General features: G+C 70.9%; 19 protein-coding genes. 17 read left to right on the forward strand and 2 right to left on the reverse strand.

Annotated elements, in window-relative coordinates:
* Positions 1-624: 624 nt before the first annotated feature.
* From DSM104299_RS04715 to DSM104299_RS04775, 13 genes are all read left to right on the forward strand, one after another.
* On the forward strand, positions 625-1,650 hold the full coding sequence (locus tag DSM104299_RS04715) for a sugar ABC transporter substrate-binding protein (protein WP_272476137.1): 1,026 nt from the start codon (positions 625-627) through the stop codon (positions 1,648-1,650).
* Positions 1,643-3,154 carry a sugar ABC transporter ATP-binding protein gene (locus DSM104299_RS04720; RefSeq protein WP_272476138.1) on the forward strand — a complete coding sequence of 504 codons (1,512 nt, stop codon included), beginning with the start codon at positions 1,643-1,645 and terminating at the stop codon, positions 3,152-3,154. The genes DSM104299_RS04715 and DSM104299_RS04720 overlap by 8 nt, the downstream gene beginning before the upstream one ends.
* Positions 3,154-4,125 (forward strand): ABC transporter permease, encoded by a 972-nt coding sequence (locus DSM104299_RS04725; protein WP_272476139.1) that lies wholly within the window; start codon positions 3,154-3,156, stop codon positions 4,123-4,125. Before DSM104299_RS04720 ends, DSM104299_RS04725 begins: the two co-directional genes overlap by 1 nt.
* Before the next feature lie 86 nt (positions 4,126-4,211).
* Positions 4,212-4,760, forward strand: coding sequence for a flavin reductase family protein (locus tag DSM104299_RS04730; RefSeq protein WP_272476140.1), 549 nt, complete (start codon positions 4,212-4,214; stop codon positions 4,758-4,760).
* Between the two features lie 2 nt (positions 4,761-4,762).
* Positions 4,763-5,593, forward strand: a complete 831-nt coding sequence (locus DSM104299_RS04735; protein ID WP_272476141.1) for a carbon-nitrogen hydrolase family protein — start codon at positions 4,763-4,765, stop codon at positions 5,591-5,593.
* 5 nt (positions 5,594-5,598) lie between these two features.
* Entirely contained in the window at positions 5,599-6,240 is a 642-nt protein-coding gene (locus DSM104299_RS04740) for a GntR family transcriptional regulator (protein ID WP_272476142.1), read from the forward strand.
* A gap of 55 nt (positions 6,241-6,295) precedes the next feature.
* Complete coding sequence (locus DSM104299_RS04745; protein ID WP_272476143.1) at positions 6,296-7,045, forward strand: DUF2848 family protein; 750 nt, start codon at positions 6,296-6,298, stop codon at positions 7,043-7,045.
* A gap of 9 nt (positions 7,046-7,054) precedes the next feature.
* A complete protein-coding gene (locus tag DSM104299_RS04750; RefSeq protein WP_272476144.1) occupies positions 7,055-8,542 on the forward strand; it encodes a 4-hydroxyphenylacetate 3-hydroxylase family protein in 1,488 nt (495 codons plus the stop codon).
* Between the two features lie 27 nt (positions 8,543-8,569).
* On the forward strand, positions 8,570-9,226 hold the full coding sequence (locus DSM104299_RS04755; protein WP_272476145.1) for a peroxiredoxin-like family protein: 657 nt from the start codon (positions 8,570-8,572) through the stop codon (positions 9,224-9,226).
* A 2-nt stretch (positions 9,227-9,228) separates the two neighbouring features.
* Positions 9,229-9,516 carry a muconolactone Delta-isomerase gene (locus DSM104299_RS04760; RefSeq protein ID WP_272476146.1) on the forward strand — a complete coding sequence of 96 codons (288 nt, stop codon included), beginning with the start codon at positions 9,229-9,231 and terminating at the stop codon, positions 9,514-9,516.
* 2 nt (positions 9,517-9,518) lie between these two features.
* Positions 9,519-9,938: a nuclear transport factor 2 family protein gene (locus DSM104299_RS04765; protein ID WP_272476147.1), complete on the forward strand. Its 420-nt coding sequence runs from the start codon at positions 9,519-9,521 to the stop codon at positions 9,936-9,938.
* A complete protein-coding gene (locus DSM104299_RS04770; protein ID WP_272476148.1) occupies positions 9,935-10,714 on the forward strand; it encodes an alpha/beta fold hydrolase in 780 nt (259 codons plus the stop codon). Before DSM104299_RS04765 ends, DSM104299_RS04770 begins: the two co-directional genes overlap by 4 nt.
* Complete coding sequence (locus DSM104299_RS04775) at positions 10,701-11,060, forward strand: cupin domain-containing protein (protein WP_272476149.1); 360 nt, start codon at positions 10,701-10,703, stop codon at positions 11,058-11,060. The genes DSM104299_RS04770 and DSM104299_RS04775 overlap by 14 nt, the downstream gene beginning before the upstream one ends.
* Here DSM104299_RS04775 and DSM104299_RS29510 read toward each other — a convergent pair.
* A complete protein-coding gene (locus tag DSM104299_RS29510; RefSeq protein ID WP_432419761.1) occupies positions 11,001-11,306 on the reverse strand; it encodes a response regulator in 306 nt (101 codons plus the stop codon). The genes DSM104299_RS04775 and DSM104299_RS29510 overlap by 60 nt on opposite strands.
* Positions 11,307-11,582: 276 nt before the next feature.
* Positions 11,583-12,251 (reverse strand): hypothetical protein, encoded by a 669-nt coding sequence (locus DSM104299_RS04780; protein WP_272476150.1) that lies wholly within the window; start codon positions 12,249-12,251, stop codon positions 11,583-11,585.
* Between the two features lie 104 nt (positions 12,252-12,355).
* Between DSM104299_RS04780 and DSM104299_RS04785 the strand changes: the two genes are divergently transcribed.
* The 4 genes from DSM104299_RS04785 (at position 12,356) to DSM104299_RS04800 (ending at position 15,904) form a co-directional block, all read left to right on the forward strand.
* Positions 12,356-13,066: a FadR/GntR family transcriptional regulator gene (locus tag DSM104299_RS04785; RefSeq protein ID WP_272476151.1), complete on the forward strand. Its 711-nt coding sequence runs from the start codon at positions 12,356-12,358 to the stop codon at positions 13,064-13,066.
* A gap of 117 nt (positions 13,067-13,183) precedes the next feature.
* Positions 13,184-14,167 carry a polysaccharide deacetylase family protein gene (locus DSM104299_RS04790; protein WP_272476152.1) on the forward strand — a complete coding sequence of 328 codons (984 nt, stop codon included), beginning with the start codon at positions 13,184-13,186 and terminating at the stop codon, positions 14,165-14,167.
* 92 nt (positions 14,168-14,259) lie between these two features.
* Entirely contained in the window at positions 14,260-15,114 is an 855-nt protein-coding gene (locus tag DSM104299_RS04795; protein WP_272476153.1) for an aspartate dehydrogenase, read from the forward strand.
* A gap of 4 nt (positions 15,115-15,118) precedes the next feature.
* Positions 15,119-15,904 carry an SDR family oxidoreductase gene (locus DSM104299_RS04800; RefSeq protein ID WP_272476154.1) on the forward strand — a complete coding sequence of 262 codons (786 nt, stop codon included), beginning with the start codon at positions 15,119-15,121 and terminating at the stop codon, positions 15,902-15,904.
* Positions 15,905-15,922: the final 18 nt, after the last annotated feature.

The raw sequence follows: 15,922 nt of genomic DNA on the forward strand, positions 1-15,922 counted from the left end.
AGGCGAGGCGGGAGTGCTCGGTACGAAGGGTCTGCAGTGCCGCTGCGCCTTCGGACGTGCGGCGGTTGACGAGCCCCTCGATGATGTGGTTGCGCCACCAGCTGACGGCCTGCCGCGGCGTCACCCAGCCGTCCTCCTCGTCGACGGCGTTCTGGGTCGGATACTGCTCCTCGAGCCAGAGGTAAAGCTCCGCCACATCGTGCGCGGGCAAATGTACAGCGACGTCGAACGACTCGTGCTGCGTCAGCGCCGGTACCACCTCGCGCCCGAACGCCGGGTGCGCGCGCATTGCCGGCCACACGATCGGCCAGGCCGCGACCGGCGAGCGTCGCAGCAGCGCTCCCCGGGATCCGGGTTCGCCTGCCGGTAGCGGGCCCGGTGCTCGTCGGCCTGTTGGGACGCGAGCACGACATCGGTGAGCCAAAACGCGAGCGCGTCGCGCAGCACGGTCACCTCGTCGGCCGTGTCGAGCACGACGTCTATGGGTCCCTGCTCCCGCCACCGCTGAGGATCGTCTCAGCCATACGGTGTACTTGACGTTCATTGGTATGCCAAGCTAGAGTTCGCATACTAATCGTTCGCGACCGCGAGCGGGTCTGTTCAAGGAGGAGAGAGATGCCAGGCATGCTTCGGGCCCTCGGGCCCTTGCTGACGGCTGCGCTGGTGCTGGCCACCTGCGGCTGCGGCTCGAGTAGTGAGACATCGACGGCGAAGGGCGCTTCTGCGTCCGGCGCTCAGGCGAGCAAGCGCGTGCGGCTCGCGTACTTCGCTCCAGGTACCGCGAACGCGTTGAGCGCGGGCCATCAGAAGGGCATCGAGGAGGCGGCGGACAGGCTGGGCGCGACGGTGACCACGTTCGACGCGAAGCTGGACCCGCGTGAGCAGCTCAACCAGATCCAGACCGCGACGAGCAGTGGGAAGTTCGATGCATTCGTGATCTTCCCGCTGGACGGGAACGCGATCGCCCCGGTGGTCCGGCAAGCCATCCAACAAGGGGTGAAGGTCGTCTCGATCTTCTCGACGATCGGACCCGACCCGAACAAGCTCGAGCCGCAGGTCCCCGGCCTGAGCTCGACCGTGGCGACGGGAATCGACGACGCCGGGCGTCGCCTCGGCCAGCTCACCGTCGACGCGTGCGGCCACCAGGATCCCTGCAAGGTCGCGTACCTGCCGGGTCTGGCGAACTTCTTTCCCGAGAAGGTTCGACTCGACGCCTTCAAGCGCGCGATCGCGGGCTCCCACGTCGACCTGGTGGCCGTCCAGAACGGCCAATACGCCGCGGCTCCGGCGCTGAAGGTCACCCAGGACGTGCTCCAGGCGCATCCGGATCTGGACGTCGTGACCACCAGCGGCGACCAGATGACCGAAGGTGCCGCTCAAGCCGTGGCGAGCGCCGGCAAGGCTGACAGCGTCCGGCTGATCGGCGGCGGGGCGAGCGTCAAGGCGGTCGACGCGGTGCGCTCGGGCCGCTGGTTCGGCAGCTACGTGATCCTGCCTGAGACGGAAGGGCAGCTCGGCGCTCGGTACGCGATCGCGGCGGCTCGTGGCAAGAAGGTGCCGGGCGCGGTGCGCTCGATCGACAAGAGCCCGATCGGCCCGGTGCTGCTCAAGTCAAACGCGGGCCGCTTCACGGGGCAGTGGGATGGCTGACGCGCACGTGCGGCTCGACCGGGTCGCTCGGCGATTCGGCGCCACGGTCGCGCTCGACGACGTCAGCGTCGAGATCGGGCGGGGGACGATCCACGCGATCGTGGGGGAGAACGGCGCCGGGAAGTCGACGCTCGGCAAGGTGGTCTCCGGCCGCGTCCGCCCGCAGGCCGGCACGATCCACGTCGACGGGCGGGCCGTCGCGTTCCGCACGCCTCGCGACGCGCTCCGCGCAGGAATCGCGACCATCTCGCAGGAGGTCGCGCTCGCGCCGCGGCTGTCGGTGCTCGACAACGTCCTGCTGGGCGTCGAGAGCGCGCGCGCCGGGGTGCTGCTCGGCAAGCGAGCCGGCGCTCGCTTCCGGAGGTTGGCGGAGGTCAACGGGCTTTCGGTGGACCCGTCGTCCCTCGCCGGCTCGCTTCGGGTGGCGGAGCAGCTCAAGGTCGAGTTGCTGCGCGCGTTCGCGCGTGACGCCGCGCTGATCGTGATGGACGAGCCGACGGCTGGGATGGACGCGCACGATGTCCGCAGCCTTCTGGCGACGATGCGGACGCTCCGCGATCGCGGGACGACGGTCGTCTACGTGTCGCACTTCCTGTCCGAGGTCCTGGAGGTGGCCGACACCATCACGATCCTGCGCAACGGCCGGCTCGTGCGCACCGCGCCCGCTCGCGAGGAGACGCACGACTCGCTCGTCGCGGGCATGATCGGCGGTGCGGGCCGCGACGCCGGCGAGCGGGGAACGAGCGCCAGGCATCGCGCCGACGCGGTCGCCCTCGAGGTCCGCGGCTTGACCGGCCGAGGCTTCCAGGACGTCGACCTGCGTGTGCACGAAGGTGAGGTCGTTGGCCTCGCCGGTCTCGTCGGAGCGGGCCGCACGGAGCTCGCGCGCGCTCTGTACGGCGCCGAACGACCACTGCGCGGCAGCGTCCATGTGTGCGGTCAGCCGGTCTCCCGGGGAAGGCCGTGCAGCGCGATCCAGGCGGGCCTCGTGATGATCCCCGAAGACCGGCGGGCGTCGGGGCTGATCGGCGGCCTGTGCGTCGCCGACAACGTCGCGCTGCCGAGCCTGTCGCGCATCTCGCGGCGCGGCGTCGTCGCTCGCCGAGGGACGCGCGCGGAGGCCGGCCGGCTGCTCGACGGCTTCGACGTGCGGCCGGCCAACCTCGACGTGCCGGCGGCGTCGTTGTCGGGCGGCAACCAGCAGAAGATGATCTTCGCCAAGTGGGCCGGCTGCCGGCCGCGTGTCCTGATCGTCGACGAGCCCACGCGCGGCATCGACGTCGCGGCCAAGCAGCAGATCCACGCCCGCATCGCGGAGCTCGCCGAGGGCGGGACCGGGATCCTCCTGATCTCTTCCGACCAGGAGGAGCTGCTGCAGCTCGCCGATCGCATCGCCGTGATGCACAAGGGCCGGTTGGTCGCGCACTTCGACCCACCCCCCGGCGACGAGGACGTCCTGGTGCGCGCGATGTTCGGCGGTTCGACCGTGACGAGGGCCGCGTGATGGAGGCGGCGACGCTCGCCGGACGGCGCAGCGCCACGAGGCGGCTGCTCAACCCGGCACGGCTGCGCGACGGCGGCATCGTCGTCAGCTTCCTCACCGTCTTCCTCGCGCTGTCGCTGTCCAGCGGCGCCTTCCTCACCAAGGCGAACCTGCTCAACATCCTCGACCAGCAGGCGGGCACGGGCGTGATCGCGCTCGGCGTCACGGTCGTCGTGATCGGCGGCGGGTTCGACCTCTCCGTCGGCGCAGGGATGGCGCTCTGCGGCGTCGTCGCGGCCTACGTGGCGACGCATGTGGGCGTCGGCGCCGGGCTGCTGCTCGGCGTGCTCTCGGGCGTGCTGCTCGGCGCGTTCAACGGCTGGCTGGTGGTCGGCATGGGCGTGAGCGCGTTCGTCGCCACGCTCGCGGCGGGGCTCATGTTCCGCGGGGCGGCAGAGCTGATCACCGACGGTCAGCTGATCAGCGTGACGTCGCCCGGGTTCGCGACGCTCGGTCAAGACGAGCTGCTCGGCGTGAAGCTCACGGTCCTCGTGCTCGCCCTTTCGTTCGTCGTGGTGTCGCTGCTGCTGTCGCAGACGAGCTTCGGCCGCTGGCTCTACGCCACCGGTGGGAACGACGAGGCGGCGCATCTGTCGGGCGTGCCGGTCTCACGCGTGCGCGTGATCAGCTTCCTGATCTGCGGACTGGCCGTCGGACTCGCCGGGGCGATCGAGACGTCTCGCGTCGCGACCGGGCAGGCGGACACGGGTGTCGGGCTCGAGCTCACGGCGATGGCGGCGGTCGTCGTGGGCGGCACCAGCATCGCCGGCGGCCAAGGGGCAGCCTGGCGCACGCTCCTGGGCCTGTTGCTGCTCGCGCTGATCGACAACGGCTTCAACCTGCTCGGCGTGGCGCCGACCTATCAGCAACTCGTGCGCGGAGCCCTGATCGTCGGCGCCGTCGCGCTCGACGCACGCGCTCGACGCCGCTAGAACACCAAGGTGATGAGAGTATGCTCAACGTAAATATGTGTGCAGACGCACCAGATGTCGATCGCCAGGATGAGGAGCCGCCGCTGATGGCGGCCACGCGCCGGAGGCTGCGGCGTTCGAGCGCCGGGGGAGACGTCGGGGCGGGCTTCCGCGAGGCGATGCGCCATCTCGCGGCGACCGTGGTGATGGTCACGTGCGAAGTCGACGGGCGACCCTGGGGGCTCACGATCTCCTCCTGCTGCTCGGTGAGCGTGACGCCGCCGATGATCCTGATCTCGCTCGGGGCTCACACCGCGACCGCGAACGCGATCCGGGAGCAACAGCGCTTCGGTGTGAGCATCCTCGGGCAGCGCGGCCGGGATGCGGCTGTCGCGGGCGCCGTCCAGGGCCAGCCGAAGTTCGTGGACACCTACTGCGTGCCGCACGAAGGCGACGACGACCTGCGCGCCGCCCCGGTCGTGCGCGGGGCGCTGGCCCATCTCGACTGCCGGGCCGTCGAGCAGACCACCGTCGCCGATCACGTCGTCTTCTTCGGCGCGGTCGAGGACGTGATCCTGTTCAAGGGTGAACGGCCGCTCATCTACTACGCGCGCGACTACACCGCGATCGCCGACGCCGACCCCTGGTGGTGCTAGCGATGGCGCCGGCGAGGACGCTCCGCGCCGCGTGCCTGCAGGTGCACGCGGGTCGCGACCGCGCGGCCAACATGCTGCTCGCCGAGGAGCTCGTGCGCCGCGCGGCGGCGGACGGAGCGACGCTGGTGGTCCTGCCGGAGAAGTGGACGGGCTACGGCACGGACGACCTGCTCGACGCGCTTGCGGAGGACGCCGACGGCGGGCCCGCCGCCGCGGCGATGTCGTCGTGGGCGGCCGCTCTGGGAATTACGCTGATCGGCGGCTCGATCACCGAGCGGCGTCCCGGGCGCGAGCGCTACTCGAACACGACGCTCGCGTTCGGACCCGACGGCAAGGAGATCGGCCGCTACCGCAAGATCCACCTCTTCGACGTGGACGTCGACGGCCGCTGCTATCGCGAATCGGACCGGCAGGAGCCGGGAGGGGAGCTTACGAGCGTGCGCGCGGAGGGGTGGTCGATCGGCCTCAGCATCTGCTACGACCTGCGGTTCCCCGAGTTGTATCGCGAGCTGTCGGCCGAGGGTGTGCATGCGGTGGTCGTCCCCGCGGCGTTCACCGCGACCACCGGCGAGGCACACTGGGAGACGCTCGTCCGCGCGCGCGCGATCGAGAACCAGGCGTTCGTCCTCGCGCCGAACCAGTGGGGCGACCACGGCGACGGCGTGACGACGTACGGGCACTCGCTGATCGTCGATCCGTGGGGCCGCGTCCTGGCTCGGACCGGCGGAAGTGGGGACGCGGTCGTGACCGCCGAGCTCGACTTCGAGGTGCTCGAGCGGGTGCGCGCGACGCTGCCGTCGCTGGCGCACCGCCGGCTCTCCCTTCACACTTGACCCGCATGCAACGCGATCCGAACCATGGTGCCGGCGAACATGCGTACCAGGTGCTTCGAGGCGGCATCCTCCGGGGCGAGTACCCGCCTGGCACGATCTTGGCGGAGGCGGAGCTGGCGAATGACCTCGGCGTCTCCCGCACGCCGGTGCGAGAGGCCCTCCAGCGACTCGTCCGCGACGAGCTGCTCGAGCAGGCGCCGCGCCGCCAGCTGATCGTCTCGGGCGTCTCCCCCGAGAGGCGTGACGAGGTCCTGCTGCTCCGCGACGCGCTCGAGGCCGTGTCGGTCAGAGAGGCGTGCCGTCGCATGACCGAAGAGCAGCTCGATCAGCTGCGCCTGAGCGTCTTCCGCCAGCAGCGCGTCGCGCGCGGCGAGGACGTCGACGCGTTCCTCGAGCTCGACGACGAGTTCCACCTGGCGATCGCGCATGCCGCGGGCACGCCGACGCTCGAGCGGTTCCTCGGTCAGCTCCGGGCCTTCATGCGCTTGATCGGCCGCGATGCCCTGCGTGAGCCGGACCGGGTCGCCCAGGTGCTCGTCGAGCATGAGTCGATCCTCGACGCGCTCGAGGCGCGCGACGAGGTCGCCGCTCTGCGGGCCATGCACGACCACTTGGAGGCAACGGCCCGCAGCGTCGCCCGCGAGTAAAGTATACCGTGATACCACTTGCGTGCCAGAGTGCGTTTGGTATACTTATCTCCTGATGAGGCACCCCACCGTCGAGACGATGCCCAGCGGCCGCCCCGCACGCCAGTTGGACCTGCGCGACGCGATGTTGGTCGTCGCGGGATTCACCGGACGTGACCAGCAGGCGCTCGACGCGCACGTCGCGGAGCTGCGCACGCTCGGCGTGCCGGCTCCGTCCCACACCCCCCTGATCTTCGTCCTGCCGAGTTGGCTCCTGCAGATCGACCCCGGGCGCGTGCACGTCGCCAGCGAGCACACCTCGGGCGAGGTCGAGCCGGTCCTGATCCGCGAGGCGGGCGGCGAGCTGCATGTGACCGTCGGCAGCGATCACACCGACCGCCACCTCGAGCAGGCCTCGTACGGGGCGTCGAAGTTCGCCTGCCCGAAGCCGATCGCCTCGGTGGCATGGCCACTGATGGAGGTCGCTGATCGCTGGGACGAGCTGCGCTTGGACGCCGGCGTCGACCAGCACCTCGCCCCCTATCAATCTGCGTCCGTCTCAACCCTGTGCGACCCCGGCGAACTGCTGGCCGAGGTCGACTGCCGACTCGACACCGCGGGACGACCGCTCGTGCTCTTCCTCGGGACCGTGCCGGTCCTCGACGAGAGCGCGCGCTTCGCGTCCGCGTTCTCGTGCGGTCTTCATGACCGCTCGCGGTCGATCCGGCTCGCCTACGCGGTCGACGTCATCGATCCACTCGACGCGTCGCTCGCAAGCCTCGTACCCCCAAGCACCGCCGACGCGGCGGGCACCTCAACCGTCTAGGAGAACATCGTGCGCACTGGAGATGAGTACCTGAGCGCGATCGCTCGGCCACGCAGCGTCTACCTCAACGGCGAGCGCATCGAGAACGTTCCCGCGCACCCGGCCTTCCGGGGCCCGGCACGCACGATCGCCGGCTTCTTCGACAGCGCGGCGGACCCGGCGAACGGCATGACCTACGTCGCGCCCGAGACCGGCCGCGAGGCCAACCGGGTCTTCGGGGTCCCGCGCAGTCGCGAGGACCTGAGCGCGCGCCGGGAGGCGATCGAGCTGTGGGCGGATGCCTCGCAGGGCTTCATCGGGCGCGGGCCCGAGCACGTCGGCGGCTTCTTCGCGGGCTTCGCCGGTGGCGCGGACGTGTTCGGCGGTTCACCCGACCGCGACTACGCCGAGAACGTGCGCGCCTTCCATCGGCGCATCCTCGACGAGTCGCTGTTCGTCTCCTACACGATCCTGCCTCCGCAGTTCGACCGCAGCACCTCCGCCGGCGGCTGGGACGACGAGTTCATCCAGGCGGGCGTGGTCGACGAGTCGTCCCAGGGCATCATCGTTCGCGGTTCGATGGCGCTCGGCACCGCCGCGCCGCTGTCGGACTACTTGTTCGTCTCCTGCATCAAGCCGCTCGCCGCGGGCGACGAGTTGTACGCGAACTCGTTCGTCGTCCCGATCGACGCGCCCGGGCTCCGCCTCATCTGCCGCAAGGCGTACGGCACCGACCCGACCGCGGCATACGACTACCCGCTGTCCAGCCGGTTCGACGAGTCGGACTGCTTCGCGGTGTTCGATGACGTGTTCGTCCCGTGGGAGCACGTGTTCGTGCTCGGCGACCCCGACCGACTCCGCGAGCAGTTCTTCCGCACGTCGGCGCATATCCTCGGCAACGCCCAGGCGCAGGTTCGCTTCGCCACCAAGCTGAAGTTCCTGCTCGGCGTGGCGCGCAAGATCACCCAGGTCAACGGCATCGACCGCCTGCCGCCGGTGCAGGACAAGCTCGGCGAGCTCGCCAGCCTGGCCTCGCTCGTGGAGGGCATGACGCTTGCGGCCGAGGTGTCGTCGGGCAAGGACGAGTTCGGCGTCGAGCGGCCCAACCCGCGGTTCCTCTACGGGATCATGGCGCAGCAGCAGGACCTGTACCCGCGCATGTTGCAGATCCTGCGCGACCTTTCGGGCGTCGGCGTGCTCCAGCTTCCCTCGAGCGCGGCGGACTTCGACAGCCGCGAGATCGGGCCCGACATCGAGCGCTACATCCGGTCGCCGTCCGTCAACGCCGAGGAGCGCGTGAAGCTGTTCCGGCTCGCGTGGGACCTCGTCGGTTCGGAGTTCGCGGGTCGCCACCAGCAGTACGAGCTCTTCTACGCGGGAGCGCCGTTCATCGTGCGCGGCTACGCGTTCCGCAACTACGGCTACGACGAGCCGCTCGCGCGCGTCGACGCGTTCCTGGGCAGTTACCGCCGTGACACGGCGTCCGCGTCGAGCGCGGCCCGCGTCGCCACCTCGTAGAAGTCACACAACTCGACCGGAGGACACATGTCAGATAGCGCGACAGGCGCGGGCTCGCTCAACGACGAGCTCGCGCGGCAGCGGGAGAAGACCGATGCGCAGGCGGTCAGAACGATCACGGCCGCCAACCAGGCGCTCGCGGCCAGCGGCGAGGTGCAGGGACTCGAGCTCGGGCAGCTCGCGCCGGAGTTCGAGCTCCCGGATGCCACCGGGCGGCCGGTGCGGCTGAGCGAGCGGCTTGCGCTTGGACCCGTCGTGTTGACGTTCTACCGCGGCGAGTGGTGTCCCTACTGCAACATCACCCTCGCGGCGTTGCAGGGCGTGCTCGGCGAGGTCAAGGACGCGGGCGCGAGCCTGATCGCGATCAGCCCGCAGCGGCCCGATGACGCGCTGACGATGAGCGAGAAGCACGGACTCGGCTTCGACGTCCTCTCTGACGCCGAGCAGAGCGTGATCCGTGCGTACGGCGTGCAGTTCCGCGTCCCCGCCGAGATCGAGGACGTGCACATGACGTTCTTCAAGAAGGACATCTCGGAGCTCAACGCCGACGGCTCGTGGAACCTCCCGGTGCCGGCGACGTTCGTGCTGGACGCCGACGGCTTGGTGCGGGCCCGCCACGTCGGCGTCGAGTACACGAGCCGCATGGAGCCCGGCGAGATCCTCGCGGCGCTGCGGGAGCTGTAGCCATGGAGTTCCTCACGCACATCGTCGTCGACCTGCCGGCGGAGCTCAGCGACGGGCAGCGCGCCGAGATCATGGCCGAGGAGCGGGAGCGCAGCGCCGCGCTCGCCGCGCGGGGCATCCAGAAGCGCCTGTGGCGCGACCCGGCGCGCCGCGCCGTGTGGGCGCTCTGGGAGGCCGACGACGCGACGGCGCTGCACGAGGCTGTCTCCAGCCTGGCGCTGTTCCCGTACATGACGTTCGACGTGCATCCGTTGGCGCGACACGCGAACGACCCGGCGCTGGGGAGCTGACGATGGGCATCTCTCCCGAGGACCGCGCCGCGATCGCGGAGCTGAACACGCGGTTCTTCTTCGCATTGGACGGGCACGACGTTGAAGGGTGGTGCGCGACCTTCACCACTGACGGCGTGTTCGCCTCGCCGTATGGCGAGTTCCCTGGCCATGACGCTCGCGCGGAGTTCCTGCGGGGGCACATCGCCGCTGGCCGCGAGGACGGCACGCGTCACATGACCGTCAACTTCGCGATCGACGACGGGGGCGATGTGACGATGCGCTCCTACGTGGTCAAGGTTCAGGTCGAGACGTCGCCCGGCATCGTCGCCACCGGGGTCTACGACGACGTGCTCGTGCCCACCAGCGACGGCTGGCGCTTCGCGCGCCGCAGCCTGTCGATCGATCCGGGCGCCTTCGCGGCGCAGGCGGCGGCGCCATGACGCCGCGCGTGGAGCACCTCGGCCGGTCCGGGGAGCGGGTGGTGCTCGTACACGGCTCCCTGATCGCCGGAATGGCCGCCTGGCAGGAGCAGCGCGACCTCGCGCGGCAGCGCCGGCTGGTGATCGTCGAGCGCCACGGATACGGCGAGCATGCCTCCACTGGTCGCGTCGACCTCGAGCGCGACGAGCGCGACCTGATCGAGGTGCTGGAGGACGGAGCGCACCTCGTCGGCACGTCGATGGGCGGCGTCGTCGCGCTGCGGGTCGCCGGCCGGCGGCCGGAGCTGATCCGGTCGCTGACGGTGATCGAGCCGCCGCTGCTGGCCGATCATGGCGGCGACGCGATCGTCGACCGCGCGATCGAGCAGGTGCGCGAGGCATATCGGCGCGGCAGGGACGAGCCGGACTCGGCGTTCCTGCGGCGCTTCCTGGCGGCGATCGAGTTCGACATGCCGCTGCCCGACCCGCTGCCGGCCCCGCTCGTGCAGGCGACGACCCTGCTGCGCAGCGAGCAGCCGTGGGCCGTGCGGGCGCCGCTGTTGGAGGTCGCGAGCGCGTCGTACGCGAAGCTCGTGATCTCGGGCGGCAGCTCGCCGGTGTTCGAACGGGTCTGCGACGCGCTCGCCCGGGACGTCGGCGCCGAGCGGATGCTGTTCTCGGGCTCGCCGCATGCGGTGCAACGGATCGGCGGGCCGTTCAACGACTACCTCGAGGGCTTCCTGTCGCGCGTCGAGGCGCAGACCGCCGAGAAGATGTCATCCGATGCCAAAGCCTGAGCTCGAGTTCCATCGGCCGATGGGCGCGTGGGAGACGCCGCCGGGCTCGGTGGCCCCAGGCGTCTCAGAGCAGATCCTTGCGAGCGATCCCGAGGGCGGCGCGTACACGCGGCTGCTGCGCTTCGATCCCGGCGCGGACTCCACGCTCAACGGCGTCCAGGTGCACGACTTCTGGGAGGAGGTGTACATCGTGAGTGGCGACATCACCGACCTCACGCTGGGTGAGCGGTTCACGGCAGGGATGTACGCCTGCCGCCCTCCCGGGATGAGGCATGGCCCCTGGCGTTCAGACGGCGGCGTGCTGATGCTGGAGATCCGCTCGGGAGGGCCTCGCCGGCTCCCCTAGAGCTCCTCGCGGGAGTCGAGATGCTCGAGCAGACCGTCGTGCTCGCTCGATGCCGCCCATGCCTGGCATGTTCATCGTGACGACGTCGCATTCGATCTCGTCGATCAGGTCGAGCGCCGCCTCGCGGTGGTCGGCCTCACCCACCACGGCGATCCCGTTGGCGGCAAGGACCTGGCGCAGCAGATCGCGAACGGCCGGCGAGTCGTCCACCACCAGGACTCGCAACGCGGGTGAGGCCGTGCTCATCCTTCATTGACGATGCCGGCCGCCGAAGTGTGACGTGCGGCGGGCAGGTCATCTGCGCCTATGCCGTTGGGGGCGAAGAAGTCGATGAGCAGCTGGCCAACGTTTCGGCCAAAGCAGGGGATCTCGCCTCGACGCTGAGTGACGCCCCGACGCAGAAGGCCCCGCAGAGCAGGGCCTTCCAGGATGGGCGCGGCGGGTTTCGAACCTGCGACCTCTCGCGTGTGAAGCGCTCCGAGGCGAGAACAGAAGTCCCTCAATAGCAGGCACTTCCTGCGACTACGGAACTCCCGAGGGGAGGGTTGATTCGGGAGTTTCCGGGCGTTTGGGGGCGGTCCGCCGCCGCGCGACCGCGAGCTCGAGGACGTCTTGGCACGCATCCGCGCAGGCGTCTGGACGCCGCCGGTCAAGGAAGAAGAACGTCGGCCGGCGGGGGAGCAGACGTTCCACGAGTTCGCGACGGCGTACCTCACGGGCCGGAGAGGCGAGCTTGCCGACAGCACCTATGCCGACTACTCCTGGCGGCTGTCGTGCCATCTGCTGCCGTTCTTCGCACAGCATCGGGTTTCGACGATCGACGTGCAGCTCGTCGACGAGTACCGCGGGCACAAGGTCGCCGAACGGGAGCGCATCAAGGACATGATCAAGGCCGGTACGCCGCCGCGCGACGAGACGGGCCGACGGAGCCGGCCGCTCGGGAACGAGTCCATTAACAAGACGCTTGGCCTGCTGGCGTCGATCCTCGACGTGGCGGTCGACCACGACATCCTCGCCAGCAAGCCGGCGCGCGGTCGGCGACGGCGGCTCAAGGCCGTGCGGCCGCGCCGTCCGTTCCTGGAGAGCGACGAGGTCCAGTCGCTGCTCGTCGCGGCCGAGCAGCTCGACCGCGAGAAGGTCGCGCCCAGCCCGCGGGCGCGCCTGGTGAAGCGCCTGCGAGACGAGCAGCACCTCTCGTACGTGGTGGCGCCGCGTCCGCGCTTGACACCGCGACGTCATGCTGCCAAGCTGTCATATAGCTCGTCCGATGCGTCGAGCCGTCACACTTCTCGTCCATGCCCGTCGTCCCACGACAGATCTCACGCCAGACCGCCGCCGAGGCCGTGCGCGACCAGCTGCTGGCGCTCATCCAGGCCGGGACCTACCCGGTGGACACCAAGCTGCCCTCCGAGCAGGAGCTGGCCAGGTCCTTCGGCGTCAGCCGGCCGATCGTGCGGGAGGCCCTCGGCACGCTGCGCGCGGCCGGGGTCCTGGAGTCGCTGTCGGGCTCAGGGTCGTTCGTGCGCGCGACGGAGCCGACCAAGAGCGGCCTGCTCCTCCTCGGCCACTACTCGCCCGACGACCTGCACGAGGTCCGCACCCATCTCGAGGTGCCCGCGGCGGGACTCGCGGCCAAGCGCCGGACGGCGGGTCAGCTGGCCGCGCTCGAGGAGATCGTCGCGCGCCACGCGACGCGGACCGACGTCGTCGACTGGGTGCAGGACGACCTCGCCTTCCACGTGGCGCTCGCCGAGGCGAGCGGAAACGAGCTGCAGGCCAAGCTGGTCGCCGAGCTCCGGGAGCTGCAGTTCGAGCAGACCGTGGTGATGGCGCGGATCGCCGGCGGGCTCGGCGTGCCGGAGGCGGAGCATCGAGCCATCCTCGACGCCGTCGGCGCGCAGGACGCCGCGGCGGCGCGCAAGGCGATGACCGCCCATCTGGTGGCGATCAGGCAGCGCTCGAGCGTGGCGCGCGAAGCGCCGCCGTTCAAGAGGGTGGCCGGATGACCGGCGTCACGCCGGCGTAGGTCGGCTCGGCCGCGGAGGTCCGAGTCACGGGTCGTGGTGCCGCGCCAAGGGCGCACAGCAGGAACGTACGTCAGCTGTTTCGGAGGAAGAGAGAGCATGCAGCATTCGGGACCCCATGACGACGCGGCGCCACGCCAGGAGCTGGATGCGGTTCCGTCGCACAACCGATTCGCCTACGCGGCGATCCGCGACCGACCGGCCTACCGATGGCCCAACGGCGCGGGGCTGGCCGTCTACGTCGCCGTGGCGCTGGAGCACTTCTCCTACAACGCGGACGCCGTTGGCCTCTCGTACTCGCCCGGGATCCCGCATCCCAACACCTACAACTGGGCGTGGCGCGAGTACGGCAACCGCGTCGGCGGCTGGCGGATGTTGGAGGCGTTGACCGCCCACGCGATCCCGCCCACGGTGCTGCTGAACACCGCGTGCTATGAGCACTGTCCCGAGCTGGTGGCCGCCTACCGCGCCGCGGACGCCGAGATCGTCGCGCACGGCCGGACGAACTCGGTCGCGCCCAACGGCCTCAGCGTCGAGGAGGAGACGCGGCTGGTGCTCGACGTCCGCGACGCCATCGCCGCCGCGGAGGGGACGCCGCCCGGCGGCTGGATGAGCCCGGGCGCCAACCCGAGCGAGCGCACCGAGGACCTGTTGGCCCACGCCGGCTACCGCTACACGCTCGACTGGCCGATGGACGAGCAGCCGGTGTGGATGACCACCGACGCCGGCCCGCTGCTGGCCATGCCCTACCCGCATGAGATCAACGACGTCCCGATGGTCGCGCTGCACCACGCCTCGGGCCGCGACTTCGCCGACGCGGTCGTCGACACGGTCGACGAGCTGCTCGAGCGCTCCCATGAGCAGGCGCTGGTCTGCGGGATCGTCGTGCACAGCTTCATCGTCGGGCAGCCGCACCGGCTGCGGCATTTCCGCACGGCGCTGGAGCGCCTCGCCGGCCTGGGCGACCAGCTGTGGCTCACCACGCCGGGCGCCGTCGCCGAGCACTTCACGTCGCTCGTGCCGCCGCCCCAGCGGACGTCCGCCGCCGCGCTGTCGGCGCAGCGCCCAGCGTCGATCGGCTGAGGAGCCCTCACCATGCTGGCCCTCCGTGGGACCCATCCGCATCAGACCTGTCTGGCAGCTTGGCTGCATGATCACACAAGGACGGCATCATCATGAACTTCTCGCCGCTGGCGGCGGGCTCGCGCTCCGAGACCTCGACCACCCCGCTCACGCGCGTCGGCGTCGCGGGCCTCGGAGCGATCGGCCAGGAGCTCGTGCGGCATCTCGCCCACGGCGTCCCGGGCGTCGCGCTCACCGCGGTCTCGGCCCACGACCGCGAGCGCGCCGGCGAGCGCCTGGAGCGGCTCGGCGTCGACGTCCCCGTCGTCGCGCTGGACGAGCTCGAACCGCTGGCCGACGTCGTCGTCGAGTGCGCGCCCGCGCGCCTGCTCGCGGAGCTTGCGACCCCGGTGCTCGAGGCAGGCAAGGAGGTGATCGTGCTCAGCGCCGGCGCGCTGCTCGAGCGCCCGGAGCTGATCGACCTGGCCGCCCGCCACGGTGGGCGCATCACCGTGCCCACCGGCGCGCTCCTGGGCCTGGACGCGGTGCGGGCCGCCGCGGAGGGCGACGTCGCCTCCGTGCGCATGGTCACGCGCAAGCCCGCGCGTGGCCTGGCGGGAGCGCCCTACCTGGTGGAGAACGGCGTCGACCCCGAGCACGCCGACGAGGCCGTGCGCGTCTTCTCCGGCACCGCGCACGAGGCGGCGCGCGGCTTCCCGGCCAACCTCAACGTGGCCGCGGCGCTGGCCCTGGCCGGGATCGGGCCCGAGCGCACGCACGTGGAGATCTGGGTCGACCCGGCGGTGGAGCGCAACACGCACACCATCGAGGTCGACGCCGACGTCGCGCGGCTCACGATGACCATCGAGAACGTGCCGTCGGCCAACCCGCGCACGGGGCGTATCACCGCGCTGTCGGTGGTCAGCCTCCTGCGGACGCGGCACGCGACCCTGCGCGTGGGGAGCTAGGGCCATGGACCTCGGAATCGCCGGTCGCTGCGCGCTGGTGCTCGGAGGCGGTGGCGGACTCGGCTCGGCCATCGCCACGGCCCTGGCCGACGAAGGGGCCATCGTCGCCGTGGCCGACCTGTCGCTGCCGGCCGCCGAGGCCACCGCGGCGCGGATCGTCGAGCGCGGCGGAGCGGCCCTGCCCATCGGCTGGGACCTCGCCGACCTCGATGCGTTCCCGGCGCTGCACGCCGACGTGGCCGCTCGGCTCGGGGCCGTCGACATCTTGGTCAACAACACCGGCGGCCCGCCGCCGGGCCCGGCGGCCGGCGTGCCCGCCGAGACCTGGGAGCGGCACTTCCGCTCGATGGTGCTCGGCGTCATCGCGGTCACCGACCTCGTGCTGCCCGACATGCGCGCCCGCGGCTGGGGCCGCGTCATCACCAGCACGTCGTCGGGCGTGGTCGCGCCGATCCCGAGCCTGGCGATCTCCAACGCGCTGCGGATGGCGCTGGTCGGGTGGTCCAAGACGCTGGCAGGCGAGGTCGGCGGCGACGGCGTCACGGCCAACGTGATCCTGCCGGGCCGGATCGCGACGGCGCGCATCGAGCAGCTCGACCAGGCCCGGGCGGAGCGCGAGGCCACCACCGTCGACGCGGTGCGTGCGGCGAGCACCGGCTCCATCCCGCTCGGACGCTACGGGCGTCCGGAGGAGTACGGCGCCGCCGTCGCCTTCCTGGCCAGCGCGGCCGCGTCCTACCTCACCGGGTCGATCGTCCGCGTGGACGGCGGCCTCATCCCTTCGATCTGAACCCGACCAGAGAGGCAC

Source organism: Baekduia alba (assembly GCF_028416635.1).
Classification (GTDB): Bacteria; Actinomycetota; Thermoleophilia; order Solirubrobacterales; family Solirubrobacteraceae; genus Baekduia; species Baekduia alba.

Excerpts from the sequence above, each read along its gene's own strand:
- DSM104299_RS04720 (WP_272476138.1), top strand. The coding sequence starts at position 1,643 with ATGGCTGACGCGCACGTGCGGCTCGACCGGGTCGCTCGGCGATTCGGC.
- DSM104299_RS04730 (WP_272476140.1), top strand. The coding sequence starts at position 4,212 with ATGGCGGCCACGCGCCGGAGGCTGCGGCGTTCGAGCGCCGGGGGAGAC.
- DSM104299_RS04735 (WP_272476141.1), top strand. The coding sequence starts at position 4,763 with ATGGCGCCGGCGAGGACGCTCCGCGCCGCGTGCCTGCAGGTGCACGCG.
- DSM104299_RS04790 (WP_272476152.1), top strand. The coding sequence starts at position 13,184 with ATGCAGCATTCGGGACCCCATGACGACGCGGCGCCACGCCAGGAGCTG.
- DSM104299_RS04760 (WP_272476146.1), top strand. The coding sequence starts at position 9,229 with ATGGAGTTCCTCACGCACATCGTCGTCGACCTGCCGGCGGAGCTCAGC.
- DSM104299_RS04745 (WP_272476143.1), top strand. The coding sequence starts at position 6,296 with ATGAGGCACCCCACCGTCGAGACGATGCCCAGCGGCCGCCCCGCACGC.
- DSM104299_RS04755 (WP_272476145.1), top strand. The coding sequence starts at position 8,570 with ATGTCAGATAGCGCGACAGGCGCGGGCTCGCTCAACGACGAGCTCGCG.
- DSM104299_RS29510 (WP_432419761.1), bottom strand. The coding sequence starts at position 11,306 with ATGAGCACGGCCTCACCCGCGTTGCGAGTCCTGGTGGTGGACGACTCG.
- DSM104299_RS04765 (WP_272476147.1), top strand. The coding sequence starts at position 9,519 with ATGGGCATCTCTCCCGAGGACCGCGCCGCGATCGCGGAGCTGAACACG.
- DSM104299_RS04795 (WP_272476153.1), top strand. The coding sequence starts at position 14,260 with ATGAACTTCTCGCCGCTGGCGGCGGGCTCGCGCTCCGAGACCTCGACC.
- DSM104299_RS04725 (WP_272476139.1), top strand. The coding sequence starts at position 3,154 with ATGGAGGCGGCGACGCTCGCCGGACGGCGCAGCGCCACGAGGCGGCTG.
- DSM104299_RS04715 (WP_272476137.1), top strand. The coding sequence starts at position 625 with ATGCTTCGGGCCCTCGGGCCCTTGCTGACGGCTGCGCTGGTGCTGGCC.
- DSM104299_RS04770 (WP_272476148.1), top strand. The coding sequence starts at position 9,935 with ATGACGCCGCGCGTGGAGCACCTCGGCCGGTCCGGGGAGCGGGTGGTG.
- DSM104299_RS04740 (WP_272476142.1), top strand. The coding sequence starts at position 5,599 with ATGCAACGCGATCCGAACCATGGTGCCGGCGAACATGCGTACCAGGTG.
- DSM104299_RS04775 (WP_272476149.1), top strand. The coding sequence starts at position 10,701 with ATGCCAAAGCCTGAGCTCGAGTTCCATCGGCCGATGGGCGCGTGGGAG.
- DSM104299_RS04800 (WP_272476154.1), top strand. The coding sequence starts at position 15,119 with ATGGACCTCGGAATCGCCGGTCGCTGCGCGCTGGTGCTCGGAGGCGGT.
- DSM104299_RS04785 (WP_272476151.1), top strand. The coding sequence starts at position 12,356 with ATGCCCGTCGTCCCACGACAGATCTCACGCCAGACCGCCGCCGAGGCC.